Here is a 21,070-nt window from a genome sequence, read left to right on the forward strand (position 1 = left end):
GCGCCCTTGATTGGTGTGGCACGGGGTACTACCCCACCGGCTTGACCCAGCGTGGTTGCACCCGGTCAGGGTTAAATACATGTGACCCCTTGCCGACCGGCATCACTACCGGGTCCATCAACACCCCGATGACTCTCCGAAACCTAGTCGGCTCCAAGCGTTTTACCGCGTCGACGGCTTCGGGGCGGCCCACAGGGATTCCCGCGAATAGGTCAACCATCTCCGAATCATGAAGGCGCGCCTCTAACTTGGTGATCTGGTCGTTGATTTCCTCGGTTGCGACTTTGGCCTGCTCCCCAGTCAACAACCGCCGCGCACGTTCAACTCCGATGTTCAGGCGATCTGCATGGAGAAGGTTCAGCTCGGCGCGGATCGCCGCTGCCTCTGTCTCGTCCATGGTCGACGCTTTGAGTAGGTCGACGGCATCCTCGCGGGCCAGCCGCCAACCCACCAGGCCATATATCAGCGGTTCAACGTCTTTGGTCCTGATTGCGACGCCCAGGCATTTAATGCACCGGTAGGCACCGTCACCCTTGGAGGTCTGGTAGCCCGCCAAATGGCCGCCACAGCCCGGTTTCCCGCATGCCAGTGCGCCGGTCAATAGGTGTTTTCGCACCGTCTTGGGGCGGTGCCGCCCCGGCGCGTTCAGTTTCGCTTGCGCCCGTTTCCAGGTTTTTTCGTCCACTAGCGCGGGCCAGGTGCCGGGTCCAACGATCTCCGTCACCATTTCGCCCTTTTTTTCATCCTTAAAGGTGTGCGACCGCAACCCGGCATTGCGCGGTGCGCGCAGAAAGCTGCTCATCGTGGACGCTGACCACGGTTTGCCGCTAATCCCGTACGCACCAAGGGAATTGAGGTTGCGCGCGATTTCGCTGATGGACACTCCGCGCAACAGTGCGTTGTAGGCTTCAACGACTAGCGGCGCGGTCTGGGGGTCTGGTTCGTGGTTAATATAGCCGAAGGCGTTGCGCCACTGTGGAATACCTCGCTCGGCCCGCTGGCGCGCGGCGCGGCGCTGACGGACCCTCATCATTGCAATTTCGTGCTCGGAGAAGGCCGTTTTAATCTCCGCGGTCAATACCCCGGTTGGCGAGTACAGGTCAACGTCGCCCTGCCCGGTGGTGGTTAACGGAATCTCGCGACCCAGTGATTTGAAGAACCGGCGCAAGTCAACAAATTCATCCATCACGCGCCAGTTGCGGTCTTGGTCAAAGGCGGCGATAGCGTCGATCTTTCCGGCTTTGATGTCGGTCAACAAGCGATCCCACTCAGGGCGGTCACCTCCGGAGGAGGCCGACCGATTGTTGTCGATGTAATAGCCGACCAGGGTCCAGCCCTTCATCTCGCACAACGCGGCGGTGTCTTCGCGCTGGCGGTCGACGCCAGCGCGCTTGTCCTTGGGATCGGAGCTGATGCGGCAGTAGCAACCGGCCCTGACCTGGGTCGGGTTGGAAGTGCCCGACCCTGCGGAGGGCGGCGCGACCTGGGATTTCGTGCTCATCTTTAGAGTGTACGTGAGAAGCATGATTATGGATGCGGCAGTAGCACTTGAGGTTTGACGCATGCGTCGGCCCGCCGGTGGCGTAGGGGATCGTATGATCGAGGTCGCACTCGATCGCCGGCCGATCGCAACCGGGCCAGCGGCAGGTCAAGTCCCGGCAGCGCACAAAGTCCTGCAGCGCCTTGGACGGGACATAACCCGGTTCGGGAGCGGCGTCGGCCGGATGGACCAGTGGCACCAACCTGGCCGACTTAGCCAGTTCGGCAACCACTTCCGGTGTGATGAGGCCGTCCGCCCCCAGCTGCGATGCGGGCACCGAGCCGGTGCCGTCGATGGTGGCCTGCTCGGCGATCACATGAATGATGACCGGCGAGGCCGGGCGACGCTGGCCCGCGGCACAGTCGGACCGGCCGCACCGGCAGGCCAGCCGGTCGGCCGCCGCCGCCAGCGCCCCCAGCGCATCCGCGCAGCGCTCCTCGACGCCGCGAGGGTCGTGCTCACACACCGTGTGGGCCAACGCATTCAAGCGCTTTTCCAGAACTCGCGCGTCGGGCGTCAAACACGAGCCGTGGATTTCGGAGATGCCGTCGCCAACGTCACCGATCCATATCTCGCGACCGGACTGGCGTTCCTTGCGGCGCCGCACCGCATCCTTGTCGGCTCGCACGACGACCTTGTCGACCTGCGCGGCCAGGCGCCCATGCGTCATCGACGGCCACCGCGGCACGTTCACGGCCAGCTCCGCGTCGACGCGGGCCAATACCTCGTCATCGGTCAGCAGATCGGTGCGATAGACGATGGTTTGAAACGTCCGGTAGTCGATGTCGCCGGCCTGGAAAACCTCCGCGACCCTGGGCAGCCGCTCCCGCATCGCGCGGGCGTAGCGAAGGCGGCTCGCTGCCAACCCCTGACTGATTCGCAGGGCCCGCCGCGACCTCGGCCGTCACGGCCTCCATGGTGTCCACCGCCCAGTCTTCGGTGTCTGAGCAACGCGCTAACCGGTAGGCGAACAAGTCACCCATAGCCGCCAATTGTGCTGCCGCTGCCCGGTTTTCGAGGCGTGCGGACGCACAGACCTGCTCCACCAAGGCCGCGGCGGCCGGCGTGGTCGAAGGATGGCGCCGCTCGAATGCCTCGCCCAATTTGTCGAACATGTGTTCGAGTATGCCACGGGCCACCGACAAGTTTTTGGAATCGCCCGCGAGCGCTCGGACGTCTCGAAACTGGCGAGGGCGCCGTGCCGCTGTGTCCTTTGCCCACGGAATTACCATGACGCCGTGCGGTCACGCTCTGGCCGCGCCGGGCCGCGGAGGGCCAGCGATCCCACCGGGCCGCGCTCCCGGACCTAGAAGCGCGAAAGTACTTCGGCCACCACGGAATCGATCGGCACCGACACCTGGTCCCCGGTCGCGAGATCCTTGACGCCGATCGTCCCGGCCTCGAGGTCGCGGTCGCCGGCCACCAGGGCGAGGCGCGCACCGGAACGGTCGGCCGCCCGCATCGCACCCTTGAGCCCCCGGCCGCCGTAAGCCAGGTCGACCCGCACACCGGCGGCTCGCAACCGCCCGGCCAGCACCGCCAGCCGCAGCTTGGCCGGCTCGCTCAGCGGGACTCCGAACACGTCGCAGCGCGCGGTCTCCCCTACGCTCTTGCCCTCGGCCCGCAGTGCCAGCAGCGTGCGGTCGACGCCCAGCCCAAATCCGATGCCGGACAGGTCCTGACCGCCGAGCTGACGCATCAAACCGTCGTAGCGGCCGCCGCCTCCGATGCCCGACTGCGCGCCCAGGCCGTCGTGCACGAACTCGAAGGTCGTCTTGGTGTAGTAATCCAGGCCACGCACCATCCGCGGGTTGATCACGTAGGGCACGCCGAGGGCATCCAGATGCGCGAGCACGGTGTCGAAATGCTGCTTGGCGGCATCGGAGAGATGGTCGAGCAGCACCGGCGCCTCAGCCGTCATGGCGCGCACCTCGGGCCGTTTGTCGTCGAGCACCCGCAACGGATTGATCTCGGCGCGCCGTCGGGTCTCCTCGTCAAGTGCGAGCCCGAACAGGAACTCCTGCAACAGTTCCCGATACTGCGGGCGGCAGCTCTCGTCGCCCAGCGAGGTGATTTCCAGCCGAAACCCGTCCAGGCCCAGCGACCGGAAGCCGGCGTCGGCCACGGCGATCACCTCGGCGTCGAGCGCCGGGTCGTCGACACCGATCGCCTCCACACCGACCTGCTGCAGCTGACGGTAGCGGCCGGCCTGCGGCCGTTCGTAGCGGAAAAACGGTCCGGCGTAACACAATTTCACCGGCAACGCGCCGCGGTCCAGGCCGTGTTCGATCACCGCGCGCACCACCCCGGCCGTCCCCTCCGGCCGCAGCGTCACCGAACGGTCACCGCGGTCGGCGAACGTGTACATCTCCTTGGACACCACGTCGGTGGACTCGCCGACGCCGCGGGCGAACAGCCCGGTGTCCTCGAAGATGGGCAGTTCGATGTCGCCGTAGCCGGCTCGGCGGGCGGCGCCCAGCAGGGCGGACCGCACCGCGACGAACTGCGCGGACTCCGGCGGCACATAGTCCGGAACGCCCTTGGGCGCAGAAAACGTCGAAAACGAAGAGGACCCCGTCATCCGGTCAGGCCTTCGAGGAACGGGTTGAAGCGCCGCTCGGCGCCGATGGTGGTGGCGTTGCCGTGCCCGGGCAGCACCACCGTGTTGTCGTCGAGCACCAACAGCTTCTCGACGATCGAGGTCAGCAAGTCGCGGCCGCTGCCGCCGAACAGGTCGGTGCGTCCCACCGAGCGCTCGAACAGGGTGTCACCGGTGAACACCACATCGTGGTCGGCTGGACTTGCCTGAGAGACCCGAAAGACCACCGACCCGCGAGTGTGCCCGGGTGTGTGATCGACGTTGACGCTCACGTTGCCCAGATCGATCTTGTCTCCGTCGTGGTCCAGCTCAACCACCTGTTTAGGCTCGCGGAAGAACGCACCCGTCACCAGTTGGGCCACCCGCGGGCCCAGGCCGTGGATCGGGTCTTTCAGCATGAAGCGGTCTTCGGGATGGATGTAGGTCGGGCAGCCGAAGGTATCGGAAACCTTCTGCGCCGACCACATGTGGTCGATGTGTCCGTGGGTGAGCAGCACCGCGGCCGGGGTCAGCCGGTTTTCGTCGAGGATGCGCCGCAGCGGACCCATCGCACGCTGCCCGGGGTCGACGATCACGGCGTCGGTTCCGGGTCGCTCGGCCAGCACGTAGCAGTTGCACTGCAACATGCCGGCGGGAAATCCGGTAATCAACACGCCTTCCAGTTTCCCATGGGCCACTTGACACAGGACGGCGCGCCCGCATTAGCCTGGGCTGGCTACAGGCCCCGCTCACAACCATGGAGGCAGACCGGCCGTGCCGACCAACGAACAGCGACGTGCCAACGCCAAGCGCAAACTCGAACGGCAGCTGGAGCGTCGCGCGCAGCAGGCCCGACGCCGCCGCCTGCTGCTCATCGTCGGCGGCGTGGTCGGGGTCGTCGCCGTGGCGGCCGCCGTGACGATCGCCGTGATCAACTCCAACAACCGGCACAAGACCGACTCGGCGGCCGCGACGCCGGGCAGCCCCCCGGCGGCGAGCACCACGGCACCGACCGGTCAGGTTCCGCCGGCTCCGCCGCTGCCGGCGTTCAAGCCGTCGGCCACCCTCGGCGCCAACTGCCAGTACCCGGCCACGCCGCAGGAACCGGCCGCCAAACCTGTGAAGCCGCCGCGTACCGGCAAGGTGCCCACCGACCCCGCCCAGGTCAGCGTGAGCATGTCGACCAGCCAGGGCAACCTGGGCCTGATGCTGGCCAACAACGAATCACCTTGCACGGTCAACAGTTTCGCCAGCCTGGTCGGCCAGAAGTACTTCGACGACACCAAGTGCCACCGGCTGACCACCTCGGAGACGTTGGGCGTCCTGCAGTGCGGTGACCCCAAGGGCGACGGCACCGGCGGCCCGGGCTACAAGTTCGACAACGAATATCCGACCGACCAGTACCCGCCGAACGATCCCAAGGCGCAGGAACCGGTGGTCTATCCGCGTGGCACGCTCGCCATGGCCAACGCCGGCCCGGGCACCAACGGCAGCCAATTCTTCATGGTCTACAAGGACTCCCAGCTGCCGCCGCAGTACACCGTGTTCGGCAAGATTCAAGACGACGGACTGGCCGTGCTGGACAAGATCGCCAAGGCCGGTGTGGTCGGCGGTGGCGACGACGGAGCACCGGTCAGCGAAGTCACGATCAAGTCGATACGTCTGGACTAAACCCCGGGCGGCGCAACACGATCGCCCACGGATTCTCGAGAACGCGGCGGCGCGGGGGCCGACACCTTAAAGTCAGGGCGTGGGGACGGAGTCATTCGGGCAGTACGAACTGCGTGAGTTGTTGGGCCGCGGCGGCATGGGACAGGTCTATCGCGCCTACGACACCAGCACCGACCGGATCGTCGCGCTCAAGGTGCTGCCCGCACATTTGGCCGAGGACAGCGAGTTTCAGCAACGATTCCGCCGCGAGGCACGCATCGCGGCAAGTCTGAACGACCCGCACATGGTGCCGATCCACAGCTACGGCGAGATCGACGGCCGACTCTACGTCGACATGCGCCTGATCGAGGGCCGCGACCTGTTGCAGTACATCCGCGACCACGGCGGACGGCTGGACCCGCAGCGCGCCGTCGCGGTGATCGAACAGGTTGCGGCAGCACTGGATACGGCACACGAGGTGGGGCTGATCCACCGCGACATCAAGCCGTCCAACATCCTGGTGACCAACCGGGAGTTCGTCTACCTGATCGACTTCGGCCTTGCCCGCACCGCCGCCGACACCGCACTCACCCAGAGTGGCCACACCATGGGCACGATGGCCTATATGGCCCCGGAGCGGTTTCGGGGCATGACCGACCACCGCGCGGACGTCTACGCGCTGGCCTGCGTGCTGTACGAATGCCTGACCGGGCGGCTGCCGTATCCGGGCGATACCTTCGAAGAACAACTCAACGCGCATCTGAACACTCCGCCGCCACGCGCCTCGTTTACCGCGCCGGGCGTGCCGCCGGCCCTCGACGACGTGATCGCCCGCGGCATGGCCAAGGATGTCGACTCCCGCTACCAGTCGGCAATCGAGTTCGCCGAGGCCGCCAAGGCCGCACTCACCGGCCCGCCCACCGCGGCGACGCCCGGCCCGTCGCACCCAGCCGCCGCCGCGGCGCCCCACGCCCCCCACCCCAGTGCCATGGTTGGGCCGCAGGCCCCGCCGCACGCCTCGAACCGGCGGCTGATTGTCGGCATTGTGGCCGCATCCATCTTCACCCTCACGATGGTGACGATCTTGGTGATCGCGCTGGTGACCCACGGCGACTCGACGGCGAGCAACGCGACCTCCACCACCGCACCGCATCCCAGGACGCCCAAACTGGGCCCCGCCATGGGCGGCCCGTTCGGGCCGACGACCGCTGCCACGCCGAACGGGACCGCCGCACCAGCGTTGCCGGCGTTCGCGCCCCCGCCGGACCTGGGCGCCAACTGCCAATATCCGGTGGTGGCCGCCGATTCCCCCGATGCGTCCCCGAAGCCGGTCAACCCGCCGCCGTCGGGTCGGGTGTCCACCACTCCGCCCGTGATCAAGGCGACCATCTCCACCAACGTCGGCGACATCGGCCTCGATCTGGACAATGCCAAGTCGCCCTGCACGGTGAACAGCTTCACCAGCCTGGCGCGGCAACAGTTCTTCAACGACACCTCGTGTGCCCGGCTGACCAAGACGGCCGACGTCGCGGCGCTGCTGTGCGGTGGTCCCGACAAGGACGGCGGCGGCGGGCCCGGCTACGAATTCGCCGACGAATACCCCACCAACCAGTACCCGCCGGGCGATCCCGCGCTGCGGGCGACCGTGGTGTACCCGCGCGGCACCGTGGCGATGGCGACCTCGGACCCGAACACCAACGGCAGCCAGTTCGTGCTGTTTTTCCAGGACACCGAGACACAACCGGTCAACACGGTGCTCGGGACCATCGATGAGGCCGGCCTGGCGGTCCTCGACAAGATCGGCGCGACCGGTGTGGCCGGCAACCGCGAGAGCGGCCTGCCGGCATCGCCGGTGACGATCACCTCGATACGGCTGGACTGACGCTCCGCTTATGCGGCCGATGTAACCCGGTAGACGTCGTACACGCCTTCGACATTGCGCACGACATTGAGCAGATGCCCGAGGTGCTTGGGGTCGCCCATCTCAAAAGTGAAGCGGCTGATGGCAACCCGGTCCCCCGAGGTAGTGACCGACGCCGAGAGGATGTTCACCTTTTCGTCGGCCAGTACGCGGGTGACGTCCGAGAGCAGCCGGTGCCGGTCGAGCGCCTCGACCTGAATGGCCACCAAAAACACCGACGACGGGGACGGCGCCCAGAGCACCTCGATGATCCGCTCGGCCTGCTGCTGCAGCGAGGCGGCGTTGGTGCAGTCGGTGCGGTGCACGCTGACCCCGCCGCCGCGGGTGACGAAACCCATGATCTGGTCGCCCGGCACCGGCGTACAGCACTTGGCCAACTTGGTCAGCACACCGGGCGCCCCGGGGACTGAGACACCGACGTCGTCGGTGCTGCGCGGGCGACGCAGCATGGTCGTCGGCGTGGACCGTTCGGCCAGATCCTCTTCGGCCTGGTCGATCCCGCCCAGTTCGGCCAGCAGCCGCTGCACGACGTGGCGGGCCGAAACGTGGCCCTCGCCGATTGCGGTGTACATGGTGGACACGTCGGTGTAGTGCAGTTCCCGCGCCACCGCGGCCATGGACTCACCATTGACCAAGCGCTGCAACGGAAGTCCGCCGCGGCGCACCTCGCGGGCCATCGCCTCTTTGCCGGCCTCCAACGCCTCTTCGCGACGCTCCTTGGCGAACCATTGCCGGATCTTCGCCTTGGCCCGCGGCGACACCACGAACTGCTGCCAGTCCCGCGACGGTCCGGCGTTGGGGGCCTTGGAGGTGAAAACCTCCACCACTTCCCCGTTTTCGAGCTTGCGCTCCAGGGCGACCAGCCGGCCGTTGACTCGGGCACCGATGCAGCGGTGGCCGACCTCGGTGTGCACCGCGTAGGCGAAGTCCACCGGTGTCGAACCGTTCGGCAGGGTGATCACGTCGCCCTTGGGGGTGAACACGAAGATCTCTTGCACCGCAAGGTCATAACGCAGCGACTCCAGGAACTCACCGGGGTCGGCGGCCTCTCGCTGCCAGTCGAGCAGCTGGCGCATCCAGGCCATGTCGTCGATCTCGGTCGCGGCGTGCGGGTGCGGAACACCGTTGCGGCCCTTGGCTTCCTTGTACCGCCAGTGCGCCGCGATGCCGTATTCGGCGGTGCGGTGCATGTCGCGGGTGCGGATCTGCACCTCCAGCGGCTTGCCCTCCGGACCGACGACGGTGGTGTGCAGCGATTGGTACACACCGTATCTGGGCTGGGCGATGTAGTCCTTGAACCGCCCCGCCATCGGCTGCCACAACGAGTGCACCACGCCGACCGCGGCGTAACAGTCCCGGATCTCGTCGCACAGAATGCGGATGCCAACCAGGTCGTGGATGTCGTCGAAGTCGCGGCCCTTGACGATCATCTTCTGGTAGATCGACCAGTAGTGCTTGGGCCTGCCCTCGACCGTCGCCTTGATTTTCGACGCGTTCAGCGTGGCGACGATTTCCGCGCGGACCTTGGCCAGATAGGTGTCGCGCGACGGGGCGCGCCCGGCGACCAGGCGGACGATCTCCTCGTACTTCTTGGGGTGCAGGATCGCGAACGACAAGTCTTCCAGTTCCCACTTGACGCTGGCCATTCCCAGCCGATGCGCAAGGGGTGCAATGACTTCCAGTGTCTCGCGGGCCTTGCGGGCCTGCTTCTCCGGCGGCAGGAAGCGCATGGTGCGCATGTTGTGCAGCCGGTCGGCCACCTTGATCACCAATACCCGCGGGTCGCGGGCCATCGCGGTGATCATCTTGCGGATCGTCTCGCCCTCGGCCGCGTTGCCCAGCTCGACGCGATCGAGTTTGGTCACGCCGTCGACGAGGTGGCCGACCTCTTCGCCGAACTCCTCGCTCAGTGCCTCCAGCGTGTAACCGGTGTCCTCGACGGTGTCGTGCAGCAGGGCGGCCACCAAAGTGGTGGTGTCCATCCCCAATTCGGCGAGAATGTTGGCGACGGCCAGCGGATGGGTGATGTAGGGATCACCGGAATGTCGAAGTTGGCTGGCGTGCCGCTGGTCGGCGACCTCGAAGGCACGCTGCAGTAGCTGCAGATTGGCTTTGGGGTAAATCTCGCGGTGCACCGCCACCAGCGGCTCGAGCACAGGGTTGAGTGTGCTGCGCTGTGCGGTCATCCGCCGGGCGAGCCGGGCCCGCACCCGCCGGGACGCGCTACTGGACGTCTTCAGCGTCTCGGTGGGTGGCTCCGGCGGGTCCACGGTCCGAGGGGGCGCCGGCGACTCGATCGGCGGCGCGACAGCTTGCGCCGTACCTTGCTCATCCGCCACGTTGGTCACCTCCGAATCCGAGGATATCCCCTACATCGGGCACAAGCTGTGGACTTGCAGCGGCGCGACCGCCTCGCGGCCGCCCAACCCGGTCAGCTCCAGCACCACCCCGGCGACCGTCACCTGGGCCCCGACCCGCCTCAGTAGCTCGGCCGCCGCGGCCAACGTCCCGCCGGTGGCCAGCACATCGTCGATGATTGCCACCCGGCGGCCGCGAAATGCGATGCCGTCGGCGGGGATCTCCAAAATGGCGCTGCCGTACTCCAGGTCGTATTCGACGGCGTGCACCGGGGGTGGCAGTTTGCCGCCCTTGCGGATCGCGAGCACGCCGGTGCCCAGTCGGTCGGCCACCGCCGCCGCGACCAGGAACCCGCGGGAATCGATGCCGGCCACCAGGTCGGCGCCGGCGGCGAAACCCGCCAGCGCGTCGGTGACCGCGGCCATCGCCGTCGCGTCGGCGAACACCGGGGTCAGGTCTTTGAACTGGACGCCGGGCTGCGGGAAATCGGACACCTCGCGGGTCAGCGACGTGATCAGGCCGGCCAGCGGCGCATCCTCTCGAACACCCGTCACTGCAGCAACGCCCACCGATCCATGTTCCAGCCGGCGCCCCAGCGGGTCGGGTTCGCGCTGACCGCGTACATCTTCTTCGACATCAGCAGCGTGCGCTGTTGCCGATAGAGCGGCAACGTCGGCATGTCGCCCCACAGTACCGGTGCAGCCTCGGCGAGCAGCCGAACGCGCTCGGCCGGGTCCGCGGAGACCGCCAGCGCACCGATGATGCCGTCGATCTGCGGGTTCGCGTATTCCGAGAGGTTGTTGCCGTTGCCGCTGTGCAGGGCGTAGGCATCCATCGCCGACGACCCGGTGGAGCCGCTGCCGGTCGCGCCGCCGGTGCTGGCCAGCAGGACGTCGATCTTGCCGTCGCTGAGCGCCTGCGGGCCGGACGTGTCCAGCGTGATGTTGGTGACGCTGATGCCGGCCGGAGCGCAGGACTTGGCGATGGTCCCGACGGTGACCGCGAGTCGGGCATTGGGGCCCTGGTAGCCGATCCGCAGCGACAGCGGCCCACCACCGAGCGCGTCACGGGCCGCCGCGGGATCCGCCTTGGCGAACGGTGCGGCCTCGGTCGCCCCCTCGGCCAGCGCGGTCGCATCCTCGGTGGCCGGCGACAGGCGGGAGTTGGCGATCGCCACGCCCGCATCGCGAGCGATCACGTCGCGGGGCGTGCACAGCGCAACCGCGCGGCGCGCCTTGGCCTGCGCGAGCGGACCTCGCGGGGCGAAAATGAGCTGCTCGATGCCTGCCGAGGCGAAGTCGTTGCGGTCGTAGTTGTCCGGAGTGGTCAGCGTGCCCGACGACCCGGCAGCGACATCGACGACGTCGACGCTGCGGTTGTTGACCCGGTCCTGGATGTCGGGTGCCTGCGGCGACACGGTGATCCGCTTGGTGATCGCCTTGGGTCCCCACCAGCGATCGTTGGCGACGAGCACCACCGCCCCGTTGTCCAGGACGGACTCGATCTTGTACGGCCCGGACGATGGGAAGCGTTTGACGATCTCGTCGTGTTTGAGACCGGGCTTGATGTCCCATCCGGTGTTCCACAGTTGCGCGATCTGGCCGATCGACGACGCGTTGTTGCTGAGCAGCGTCGCGGTCACGTCGATGTTGAGCTGGTCGGCGATGACGTGCGACGGCATCATCGTCGTCGCCACGAACAGCTGCTGGTAGTCCACGATGCCGCGGTCCGGGATGAACGACACCCGCGCCTTCTTCTGACCCGGGATGCACTCGATGTTGGCAATGTCGGCGTAGCCGGCCTGGGTGGCGGCGTCGAAGCCGGGAAACCGGCCGGACTGGGCCGCCCAGGCCAGCACCAGGTCGTCGCAGGTGACCGGCTTGCCGTCGGAGTAGACCGCGTTGTCGGCGATCTGATAGTCCAGCACCAGGGGTGAGCCGCCGACCACCGAGACGCTGCCGAAGTCATGGTCGGCCACGACTTGACCGTCCGGGCCGTGATAGCCGAACCCGGTCAGGGTGCGGGCGAACGCCTGCGCGCCGGCCGACGCGGCACCGATGGTGGTGTTGACGTTGTAGCTGGCCAACGGGCCGTCGACGACGTACGCGATCTGCGAGGCGGCGCTGCCCGAGCAGCCGGTCAGCATCGACGCCGCAGCGAGCGGCGCGATCAGGGCGAGGATCGCCGCGCGCGGGTGGCGCATCGGCATCCGGCGACCGGCCCGCCTGTGAGCGGCGCCCCCAGTCCGCGGACACCAGGAGCCCATCTCGGTTACCGCCGGCCGGCGTTTCGCTTGCCGGTCGGGCGTCGCGTGCCGGTGGGCCGCACGGGTCGGGCACCGGGCGCCGGTTTGCTCGGTGCCGCCGTGTCGGCCGATTCGACCTTGGTGGTCTGCGGGGCGGTTTCGGACGCCTGCTCGCCGGGGTCGGCGGCAGCCGCGGTCGGCTGCTGCGGGGCGGGCTTGCGTCGTTTCAGGACGCGGCGGGTGTGCGTACGCACCAGATCGGTGCGCTCGCGCAGCGTGACCAGCAGCGGAGTCGCGAAGAAGATGGACGAGTAGGTGCCCACCAAAATGCCGACCAGCTGGACCAACGCCAGGTCCTTCAGCGTGCCGACACCGAGCAGCCATACCGCCACCACCATCAATGCCAGCACCGGCAGCACCGAGATTAGGCTGGTGTTGATCGAGCGCATGAAGGTCTGGTTGACCGCCAGGTTGGCTTCCTCGGCGAAGGTGCGGCGGGTGGTGTGCTGGAAGTCTTTGGTGTTCTCCTCGACCTTGTCGAACACGATGACGGTGTCGTAGAGCGAGAATCCGAGGATGGTCAGCAGGCCGATCACCGTCGCCGGGCTGACCTCGAAACCGACCAGCGAATAGACCCCGGCCGTGACCGTCAGGTCGAAAACCATGGTCGTCAACGCGGACATGGCCATGTATCGCTCGTAGCGAACCATGATGTACAGGCCGACCAGCACCACGAACACGACCAGCGCGAACAGCGCCTTCTTGGTGATCTGGCCGCCCCAGGTCTCCGACACCGCCGAGTCGCTGATCGCCGCCTTGTTGGGCTTGCCGTCGGTGCCCTTCGGTTGGAACGCGTCGAACAGCGCGTTACGCAGTTTTGCCGTCTGGTCGTTGGTCAATGTCTCCGAGCTGATCTGCACGGTCGCCGACGGGCCGTTGCCGACGATGACCACCGCCTCGGCGTCGCGGCCCAGCGTCTTGCGGAACACGTCCTGCACCTGCGAGGTCTGAGCCTGACCGGTCGCGCCCGCGACGGGCATGGACACCGTGGTGCCGCCCTTGAAGTCGATGCCGAACGTGAAGCCGCGCAGGATGATGCTGGCGACCGCGATCGCGACGATCGCACCGCTGATGCCGTACCAGAGCCGTCGCCGGCCGACGACCTCGAACGCGCCGGTTCCGGTGTAGAGCCGGGAGAGCAGGCTGTGCTGCGGCGGCTGCGTGGTGCTGTCGGCCGCGGTGTCGCTGTCGGCGGTCTTGGCTTTCTGGGTCATCGCGCGGTCACCGTCCCGTCTTCACGCTCGGCGCAGCCCGGCGTTCCCGCGCAACCTGCTGGACAGCACCAAGGCCGTTGTACGCGGGCTTCGCCAGTGTCGGAGATTTGGAGGCCAGGTACACCAGCGGCCAGGTCACCAGGAAGACCACCACCACGTCAAGGACCGTGGTCAGGCCGAGAGTGAAGGCGAATCCGCGCACCTGACCGATCGCCAGGGCGTAGAGCACCGCGGCGGCCAAGAAGGTGACGGCGTTACCCGACACGATGGTCTTGCGGGCTCGTGTCCACCCTCGTGGCACCGCAGACCGGAACGAACGGCCTTCGCGGATCTCGTCTTTGATGCGTTCGAAGAACACCACGAACGAGTCGGCGGTGGTGCCGATACCGATGATCAGACCCGCGATACCCGCCAGATCCAAGGTGTAGTTGATCTGCCGGCCCAGGATCACCAGAATCGCGAAAACCATTGCGCCGGAAGCGATCAGCGACAGGGCGGTCAGCAATCCCAGCACCCGGTAGTACAGCAGGGCATACACCAGCACCAAAGCCAGGCCGATCGCGCCCGCGACGATTCCGGCCCTTAGCGAGGTCAATCCCAGTGTGGCCGAGACGGTTTGGGCTTCCGAGGATTCGAACGACAGCGGCAGCGACCCGTATTTGAGGACATTGGCCAGCTGCCCGGCCGTGGCAGCGGTGAACGGCGGGTCGCCGCCGGAGATCTGGGTTCGTCCACCCGGGATGGCTTCCTGGATCATCGGCGCGCTGACCACCTGCGAGTCCAGCGTGAACGCCGTCTGGGTTCCGACGTGGGCGGCGGTGAAGTCGGCCCAGGTGTTGGCCGCCGCGGGTTTGAACTGAAGGTCGACGACGAAGCCGATGCCGTGCTGGTTCATCGTGGAGCTGGCGTCCTGGATCTGATCGCCACTGATGATCGACGGCCCGAGCAGATACGCGACCTTGTGGTCGGTCGAGCAGGTCACCAGCGGCAGCTTGGGATCGTCGTTGCCGGCCAAAATGTCCTCTTTGTCGCAGTGCGAGGACACCCACCGCATCGCGACCATCTGGATGTAGGGATTGTCGCTCTGCCGAAGCTCTTTCATGGCCTGAATGCGCTCAGCCAGATCCTTGCGCGGATCGGGCGGCGCGGGAGCCTGGGGCGGCGGCGCCTCTGCGGCCGGTGCGGCTGGCGCGCCGGACGGCGCCGGGGCGGGTGCGGGCGCCGGGCTCGGCGCCGGGCTGGGGCTCGGCGGCGGGTCCTGCGGATAGGGGCGCGGTTGCGGTGCCGGCTGACCCGCCGGCGGCGGGGCGGGTTGACCCGCGGGCGGCGGTGCCGGCTGACCCGCCGGCGGCGGTGCCGGCTGACCCGCGGGCGGCGGTGCCGGCTGACCCGCGGGAGGCTTGGCCTCGGCAGGCTGCGCCGGCTCGGAATTGAGCACCGGGCGGATGTAGAGCCGGGCCGTCTGTCCCAGGTTGCGGGCCTCGTTACCGTCGCTGCCCGGGACGGTGATGACCAGGTTGTCCCCGTCGACCACGACCTCCGAACCCGACACGCCCAGGCCGTTGACGCGCGCGCTGATGATCTGCTGCGCCTGCGCCAGCGCCTCGCGGGTAGGCCGTGAGCCGTCCGGGGTACGGGCGGTCAGCGTCACCCGCGTCCCGCCCTGCAGATCGATGCCGAGCTTCGGAGCCGCGCGCTTGTCACCGGTCAAAAACACCACAAGGTAGGCCCCGACCAGCAGCAACAGGAACGCCGACAGGTAGCGGGCAGGGTGCACCGGCGCCGAAGACGATGCCACGTCCTTATATCTCCTAGTGAATCGGTCGTTTACCCCGAGAGAGACTCTGCGGAAGCCTCCGACGAAGCCTACGTGCCCGCGTCCCGCAAACCGTTCACCGGACCGGGGCGATCGTCGGATTCGTCCAAGTCGTCCCGGTCGTCCCCGTCGTCCCGGTCGTCGGCGTCCTCCGGCACGATCCGGTCGCGAATGGCCAGCTTCATCCAGGTGGTGACGACGCCGGGCGCGATTTCCAACTCGACGGTGTCGTCGGTGAGCCCGACGACGGTGGCCTGCATGCCCGACGTCGTGTGCACGCGATCACCCGGCTGCAACGACTCGTGCAGGTCGATCGTGGCCTGCATCGCGCGCTTCTGCCGACGCGACGCCAGGTACATGAAGCCGCCCATGATGAGCAGGAACGGCAGGAACAAAACCAAACTCTCCATCGAGCGCGCCTGTCTTTCGTATCGGTGTTGCTGGGTATCCCAACAGTCGGTGCCAGGCCGACCGGGAGGTCACGCACCCGCGTGACGCGTCTAGTGTGCCCGTCCAGTCTGGCAGCCCGGCGGCCGCGACCAACCGTTGGGCGGGCGCCACGACGCGCCGTGCGGATAGGCTTTCAGCGCGACGCGACCCGCGTGTCGCCGGGAGGAGGACGTCGTGGCCGGCCTCGAGCAGACTCGTCAGCTGGTTACCGAAATTCCCGGTCCCCGCTCACTCGAACTCACCAAACGCCGCACCGCCGCGGTCTCCCACGGCGTCGGGATCACCATGCCGGTGTTCGCGGTGCGGGCCGGTGGCGGCATCGTCGAGGATGTCGACGGCAACCGCCTGATCGATTTGGGCTCGGGCATCGCGGTCACCACGATCGGCAACGCCGCGCCCCGGGTCGTCGACGCGGTTCGCGCGCAAGTGGCCGAGTTCACCCACACCTGCTTCATGGTGACCCCTTATGAGCAGTACGTTGCCGTCGCCGAGGAGCTCAACCGGATCACCCCCGGCTCCGGCGAGAAGCGCTCGGCGCTGTTCAACTCCGGCGCCGAGGCGGTCGAGAATTCGATCAAGATCGCGCGGTCCTACACCCGCAAGCCCGCGGTAGTCGCGTTCGACCATGCCTACCACGGCCGCACCAACATGACGATGGCGCTGACCGCCAAGTCCATGCCCTACAAGAGTGGCTTCGGTCCGTTCGCTCCGGAGATCTACCGGGCGCCGCTGTCCTACCCCTATCGGGACGGCCTGCTGGACAAGGAGCTGGCCACCGACGGCGAGCTGGCCGCGGCACGCACCCTCACCTTCATCGAAAAGCAGGTCGGCGCGAAGAACCTCGCCGCCGTCATTATCGAGCCCATTCAGGGCGAGGGTGGTTTCATCGTCCCGGCGGAGGGCTTTCTGCCAGCCCTGCTGGACTGGTGCCACCGAAATGACGTGGTGTTCATCGCCGACGAGGTGCAGACCGGGTTCGCCCGCACCGGGGCGATGTTTGCCTGTGAGCACGAGGGGATCGAGCCCGACCTGATCTGCACGGCGAAGGGCATCGCCGGTGGCCTACCGCTGTCCGCGGTGACCGGGCGGGCCGAGATCATGGACGCCCCGCACGTCAGCGGCCTGGGTGGCACGTTCGGCGGCAATCCGGTCGTCTGCGCGGCGGCGCTCGCGGCGATCGAGACGATCGAGCAGGACGGCCTGATCGAGCGGGCGCAGCAGATCGAACGACTGATGATCGAACCACTGCAGCGGCTGCAGTCCGCCGACGACCGGGTCGGCGACGTGCGCGGCCGGGGCGCGATGATCGCCGTCGAGCTGGTGAAATCGGGCAGCGCCGAACCCGACGGTGCACTGGCCGACCAGCTGGCCACCGCTGCCCACGCCGCCGGCGTAATCCTGTTGACGTGCGGCATGTTCGGCAACGTCATCCGGTTGCTGCCGCCGCTGTCCATCAGCGATGACCTCCTGACGGAGGGTTTGGAGATCATTGCCGGGATTTTGACCGACCTCTGAGCCGGCGCTCGGTCAGTACGCTGGATCCTAGTGAGCTGGATCCTCATGAAGCGTGCCACTATTCCCCGTCCTGGTGGGGAACGTCACAACCTTGGCGCAGCGCGAATCGTTGAGGAATACCTTTAGTTTAGCTAACGTTCTATCTATCAGCGCAGCGTGGCGCAGATAATTTTCTGAGCAGCAAGGAACGGTTATGTCTACTATTTCCGAGGAAAGGCTCGCCCGGCGAGTCGAAGAACTGTCTGCCAGCGACCCGCAATTCGCCGCCGCCCGGCCGGACCCGGCGATCGTCGAGGCCCTTGAGCAACCCGGACTGCGGCTGCCGCAGATCATCGACATCGTGCTCGAGGGTTACGCCGATCGCCCGGCTCTGGGACAGCGGGCATTGAATTTCGTCAAGGATCCGAAGACCGGCCGCACGGTGCCGGAGGTGCTCTCCCGTTTCGAGACGATGACCTACCGCGAGCTCGGTGAGCGTGTGGACGCACTGGCCCGCGCCCTGGCCAACCACCCGGTACGGGCCGGTGACCGGGTAGCCGTGCTGGGCTTCACCAGCGTCGACTTCACCACCCTCGACCTCGCGCTGGCCAAGCTGAGCGCGGTGGGTGTGCCGCTGCAAACAAGTTCGGCGCCCGCGCAGCTGCAGCCGATCGTCGCCGAGACCGAGCCGGCCGTGATCGCCGCAAGCGTCAACCAGCTGCCGGCTGCCATCGAGCTGATCCGGACCGGACACGTTCCGACCCTGCTGGTGGTCTTCGACTATCACGCCGAGGTCGACGACGACCGCGACGCCCTGGCGGCCGCGCGCACTGGATTGGCCGACGCCGGCGTGGCGGTCGAGGCGCTGAGCGACCTCGTCGAGCGCGGCAAGACCCTACCCGCGGCGCCGGCTCCCGAGCCCGAATCCGACGATCCGCTGGGCCTGCTGATCTACACCTCCGGCAGCACCGGCGCCCCCAAGGGCGCGATGTACCCGCAAAGCAACATGGGCAAGATGTGGTGCCGGTCGAACAAGAACTGGTTCGGCGAGAGCGCCGCGTCGATCACGCTCAACTTCATGCCGATGAGCCACGTCATGGGGCGGGGCATCCTCTACGGCACCCTCGGCAACGGCGGCACCGCCTACTTCGCCGCCAAGAGCGACCTGTCGACACTGCTGGAGGACCTCGAACTGGTTCGGCCTACCGAGCTGAACTTCGTGCCGCGCATCTGGGAGACGCTGTACGGCGAATACCAGCGCCGCGTCGACACCGGAGCCAGCGAGGCGGAGGTTCGCGACGAGATCCGGCAATACCTGCTCGGTGGGCGGTTCATCTTCGCGATGACCGGCTCCGCGCCCACTTCCCCGGAGTTGACGGCCTGGGTGGAGTCGGTGCTCGAGATGCACCTGCTGGACGGCTACGGATCGACCGAAGCCGGCATGGTGATGCTGGACGGCGAGGTCCGCCGCCCGCCGGTCATCGACTACAAGCTGATCGACGTCCCCGATTTGGGCTACTTCGCCACCGACCGACCGCATCCACGCGGTGAGTTGCTGCTCAAGACGCAGAACCTGTTCCCCGGCTATTACAAGCGGCCCGAGGTCACCGCGAGCGTCTTGGACGCCGACGGCTGGTACCACACCGGCGACGTCGTCGCCGAGGTCGGGCCGGACAAGTTGGTGTACGTCGACCGCCGCAACAACGTGCTCAAGCTGGCGCAAGGTGAGTTCGTCACGCTCGCCAAGCTGGAGGCGGTGTTCGGCAACAGCCCATTGGTGCGGCAGATCTACGTGTACGGCAACAGCGCGCACCCGTACCTGTTGGCGGTCGTCGTGCCCACCCAAGAAGCGTTGGCGGACAACGATATTGAGGCGCTGAAGCCGCTGATCGCCGACTCCCTGCAGACGGTGGCCAAAGAGGCCGGCCTGCAGTCGTATGAGGTGCCTCGCGATTTCCTCATCGAGACGACGCCGTTCACGGTGGAAAACGGTCTGCTGACCGGAATTCGCAAGCTGGCTTGGCCCAAGCTCAAGCAGCACTACGGCGAGCGGCTCGAGCAGCTCTACGCCGAGCTGGCCGAGGGCCAGGCCAACGAGTTGGCGGAGCTGCGCCGCACCGGCGCCGACGCACCGGTGCTGCAGACGGTCAGCCGGGCCGCCGCGGCGCTGTTGGGCAGCGCGGCCAGCGACCTGTCCCCCGATGCGCACTTCACCGATCTGGGCGGCGACTCGTTGTCCGCGTTGACCTTCGGCAACCTGCTGAACGAGATCTTCGATGTCGAGGTGTCGGTCGGCGTGATCGTCAGCCCGGCCAACGACCTGGCGGCCATCGCCAAGTACATCGAGGCTCAGCGCCAGGGCAGCAAGCGGCCCAGCTTCGCCTCGGTGCACGGGCGTAACGCTGCCGAGGTGCATGCGAGCGACCTCACCCTGGACAAGTTCATCGACGCCTCGACCCTGGCGGCCGCGCCAAAGCTGCCCGCCGCCAGTAGCGAGGTGCGCACCGTCCTGCTGACCGGCACCACCGGCTTCCTCGGCCGCTACCTGGCTCTGGAGTGGCTCGAGCGGATGGGCCTGGTCGACGGCAAGGTGATCGCCCTGGTTCGCGCCAGGGACGACGCCGCGGCCCGGGCCCGCCTGGACGCCACCTTCGACAGCGGCGACCCGGAGCTGCTCGAGCACTACCACACGCTGGCCGCCGATCACCTCGAGGTGCTGGCCGGTGACAAGGGTGAGGAAGACCTCGGCTTGGACCGGCAGACCTGGCAGCGACTGGCCGACACCGTCGACCTGATCGTCGACCCGGCCGCCCTGGTCAACCACGTATTGCCGTACAGCGAGCTGTTCGGTCCGAACGCGTTGGGCACCGCCGAGCTGATCCGCCTCGCACTGACCACCAAGTTGAAGCCGTACACCTACGTCTCCACGATCGGGGTTGGCGACCAGGTCACCCCCGGACAGTTCACCGAGGACGCCGACGTCCGGCAGATGAGCGCGACCCGGCGCGTCGACGACAGCTACGCCAATGGCTACGGCAACAGCAAGTGGGCCGGCGAAGTGCTGTTACGCGAGGCCAACGACCTGTGCGGGCTGCCGGTGGCGGTGTTCCGCTGCGACATGATCCTGGCCGACACCACCTACGCTGGTCAGCTCAACGTGTCGGACATGTTCACCCGGATGATGCTGAGCCTGGCGGCGACCGGCATCGCGCCCGGCTCGTTCTACGAGCTCGACGCCGAGGGCCGACGCCAACGCGCCCACTACGACGGGCTGCCGGTCGAGTTCATCGCCGAGGCGATCTCGACGTTGGGTGCCCAGACTGTGGACGGGTTCCGCACCTTCCACGTGATGAACCCCTACGACGACGGCATCGGCATGGACGAGTTCGTCGACTGGCTCATCGAGGTGGCCGGCTGCGCCATCCAGCGCGTCGACGACTACGCCGACTGGCTGCAGCGGTTCGAGACCAGCCTGCGCGGACTGCCCGAGAAGCAGCGCAACGCATCGCTGCTGCCGCTGCTGCACAACTACCAGAAGCCGGAGCGGCCGGTCCGGGGATCGATCGCCCCGACCGATCGGTTCCGTGCGGCCGTCCAGGAAGCCAAAGTCGGCCCCGACAAGGACATTCCGCACATCACGCCGCAGATCATCGCCAAATACATCAGCGACCTGAAACTGCTCGGAGTGCTCTGAGACCGCGGTAAACCGATCGCCAGCCCAGTTGGGGGCTGGCGATCGGTTTT

General features: G+C 67.3%; 13 protein-coding genes and 1 pseudogene. 4 read left to right on the forward strand and 10 right to left on the reverse strand.

The window, feature by feature from the left end; genetic code table 11:
* Positions 1–28: 28 nt before the first annotated feature.
* The 4 genes and pseudogenes from G6N33_RS27285 to G6N33_RS01860 all read right to left on the reverse strand — a co-directional run bounded on the left by G6N33_RS27285 (position 29) and on the right by G6N33_RS01860 (position 4,792).
* Entirely contained in the window at positions 29–1,501 is a 1,473-nt protein-coding gene (locus tag G6N33_RS27285) for a recombinase family protein (RefSeq protein ID WP_044511217.1), read from the reverse strand.
* Positions 1,485–2,655, reverse strand: a pseudogene (locus tag G6N33_RS01850) (HNH endonuclease signature motif containing protein); the annotation flags it as partial. The pseudogene G6N33_RS01850 and the gene G6N33_RS27285, both read right to left, overlap by 17 nt.
* Before the next feature lie 191 nt (positions 2,656–2,846).
* Positions 2,847–4,121 carry a histidine--tRNA ligase gene (hisS, locus tag G6N33_RS01855; protein ID WP_044511215.1) on the reverse strand — a complete coding sequence of 425 codons (1,275 nt, stop codon included), beginning with the start codon at positions 4,119–4,121 and terminating at the stop codon, positions 2,847–2,849.
* Positions 4,118–4,792 (reverse strand): MBL fold metallo-hydrolase, encoded by a 675-nt coding sequence (locus G6N33_RS01860; RefSeq protein WP_044511214.1) that lies wholly within the window; start codon positions 4,790–4,792, stop codon positions 4,118–4,120. Before G6N33_RS01860 ends, hisS begins: the two co-directional genes overlap by 4 nt.
* Positions 4,793–4,892: 100 nt before the next feature.
* On the opposite strand from G6N33_RS01860, the gene G6N33_RS01865 reads away from it, so the two are divergent.
* Together G6N33_RS01865 and G6N33_RS01870 are read left to right on the forward strand one after the other, a co-directional pair.
* Positions 4,893–5,789 carry a peptidylprolyl isomerase gene (locus tag G6N33_RS01865; protein ID WP_044511212.1) on the forward strand — a complete coding sequence of 299 codons (897 nt, stop codon included), beginning with the start codon at positions 4,893–4,895 and terminating at the stop codon, positions 5,787–5,789.
* Between the two features lie 136 nt (positions 5,790–5,925).
* Entirely contained in the window at positions 5,926–7,650 is a 1,725-nt protein-coding gene (locus G6N33_RS01870; RefSeq protein WP_170310417.1) for a protein kinase domain-containing protein, read from the forward strand.
* Between the two features lie 8 nt (positions 7,651–7,658).
* On the opposite strand, the gene G6N33_RS01875 is transcribed toward G6N33_RS01870, so the two are convergent.
* The 6 genes from G6N33_RS01875 to yajC all read right to left on the reverse strand — a co-directional run bounded on the left by G6N33_RS01875 (position 7,659) and on the right by yajC (position 15,792).
* Positions 7,659–10,028, reverse strand: coding sequence for a RelA/SpoT family protein (locus G6N33_RS01875; RefSeq protein WP_044513245.1), 2,370 nt, complete (start codon positions 10,026–10,028; stop codon positions 7,659–7,661).
* A 30-nt stretch (positions 10,029–10,058) separates the two neighbouring features.
* On the reverse strand, positions 10,059–10,601 hold the full coding sequence (locus G6N33_RS01880; protein ID WP_231382722.1) for an adenine phosphoribosyltransferase: 543 nt from the start codon (positions 10,599–10,601) through the stop codon (positions 10,059–10,061).
* Positions 10,598–12,250 (reverse strand): ABC transporter substrate-binding protein, encoded by a 1,653-nt coding sequence (locus tag G6N33_RS01885; protein ID WP_231382621.1) that lies wholly within the window; start codon positions 12,248–12,250, stop codon positions 10,598–10,600. The genes G6N33_RS01880 and G6N33_RS01885 overlap by 4 nt, the downstream gene beginning before the upstream one ends.
* A gap of 68 nt (positions 12,251–12,318) precedes the next feature.
* Positions 12,319–13,566, reverse strand: coding sequence for a protein translocase subunit SecF (gene secF / locus G6N33_RS01890; RefSeq protein WP_044511206.1), 1,248 nt, complete (start codon positions 13,564–13,566; stop codon positions 12,319–12,321).
* A gap of 7 nt (positions 13,567–13,573) precedes the next feature.
* A complete protein-coding gene (gene secD / locus G6N33_RS01895; protein ID WP_163771446.1) occupies positions 13,574–15,364 on the reverse strand; it encodes a protein translocase subunit SecD in 1,791 nt (596 codons plus the stop codon).
* 68 nt (positions 15,365–15,432) lie between these two features.
* Entirely contained in the window at positions 15,433–15,792 is a 360-nt protein-coding gene (yajC, locus tag G6N33_RS01900; protein WP_044511201.1) for a preprotein translocase subunit YajC, read from the reverse strand.
* A 214-nt stretch (positions 15,793–16,006) separates the two neighbouring features.
* Here yajC and gabT point away from each other — a divergent pair, with 214 nt between their 5' ends.
* Positions 16,007–17,347: a 4-aminobutyrate--2-oxoglutarate transaminase gene (gabT, locus tag G6N33_RS01905; RefSeq protein WP_044511199.1), complete on the forward strand. Its 1,341-nt coding sequence runs from the start codon at positions 16,007–16,009 to the stop codon at positions 17,345–17,347.
* Positions 17,348–17,540: 193 nt separating this feature from the next.
* Complete coding sequence (gene car / locus G6N33_RS01910) at positions 17,541–21,020, forward strand: carboxylic acid reductase (RefSeq protein ID WP_101528212.1); 3,480 nt, start codon at positions 17,541–17,543, stop codon at positions 21,018–21,020.
* Positions 21,021–21,070 lie beyond the last annotated feature (50 nt).

It is taken from the genome of Mycobacterium simiae (genome assembly GCF_010727605.1).
GTDB lineage: Bacteria > Actinomycetota > Actinomycetes > Mycobacteriales > Mycobacteriaceae > Mycobacterium > Mycobacterium simiae.

Excerpts from the sequence above, each read along its gene's own strand:
- G6N33_RS27285 (WP_044511217.1), bottom strand. The coding sequence starts at position 1,501 with ATGAGCACGAAATCCCAGGTCGCGCCGCCCTCCGCAGGGTCGGGCACT.
- hisS (WP_044511215.1), bottom strand. The coding sequence starts at position 4,121 with ATGACGGGGTCCTCTTCGTTTTCGACGTTTTCTGCGCCCAAGGGCGTT.
- G6N33_RS01870 (WP_170310417.1), top strand. The coding sequence starts at position 5,926 with ATGGGACAGGTCTATCGCGCCTACGACACCAGCACCGACCGGATCGTC.
- G6N33_RS01885 (WP_231382621.1), bottom strand. The coding sequence starts at position 12,250 with ATGCGCCACCCGCGCGCGGCGATCCTCGCCCTGATCGCGCCGCTCGCT.
- secF (WP_044511206.1), bottom strand. The coding sequence starts at position 13,566 with ATGACCCAGAAAGCCAAGACCGCCGACAGCGACACCGCGGCCGACAGC.
- yajC (WP_044511201.1), bottom strand. The coding sequence starts at position 15,792 with ATGGAGAGTTTGGTTTTGTTCCTGCCGTTCCTGCTCATCATGGGCGGC.
- car (WP_101528212.1), top strand. The coding sequence starts at position 17,541 with ATGTCTACTATTTCCGAGGAAAGGCTCGCCCGGCGAGTCGAAGAACTG.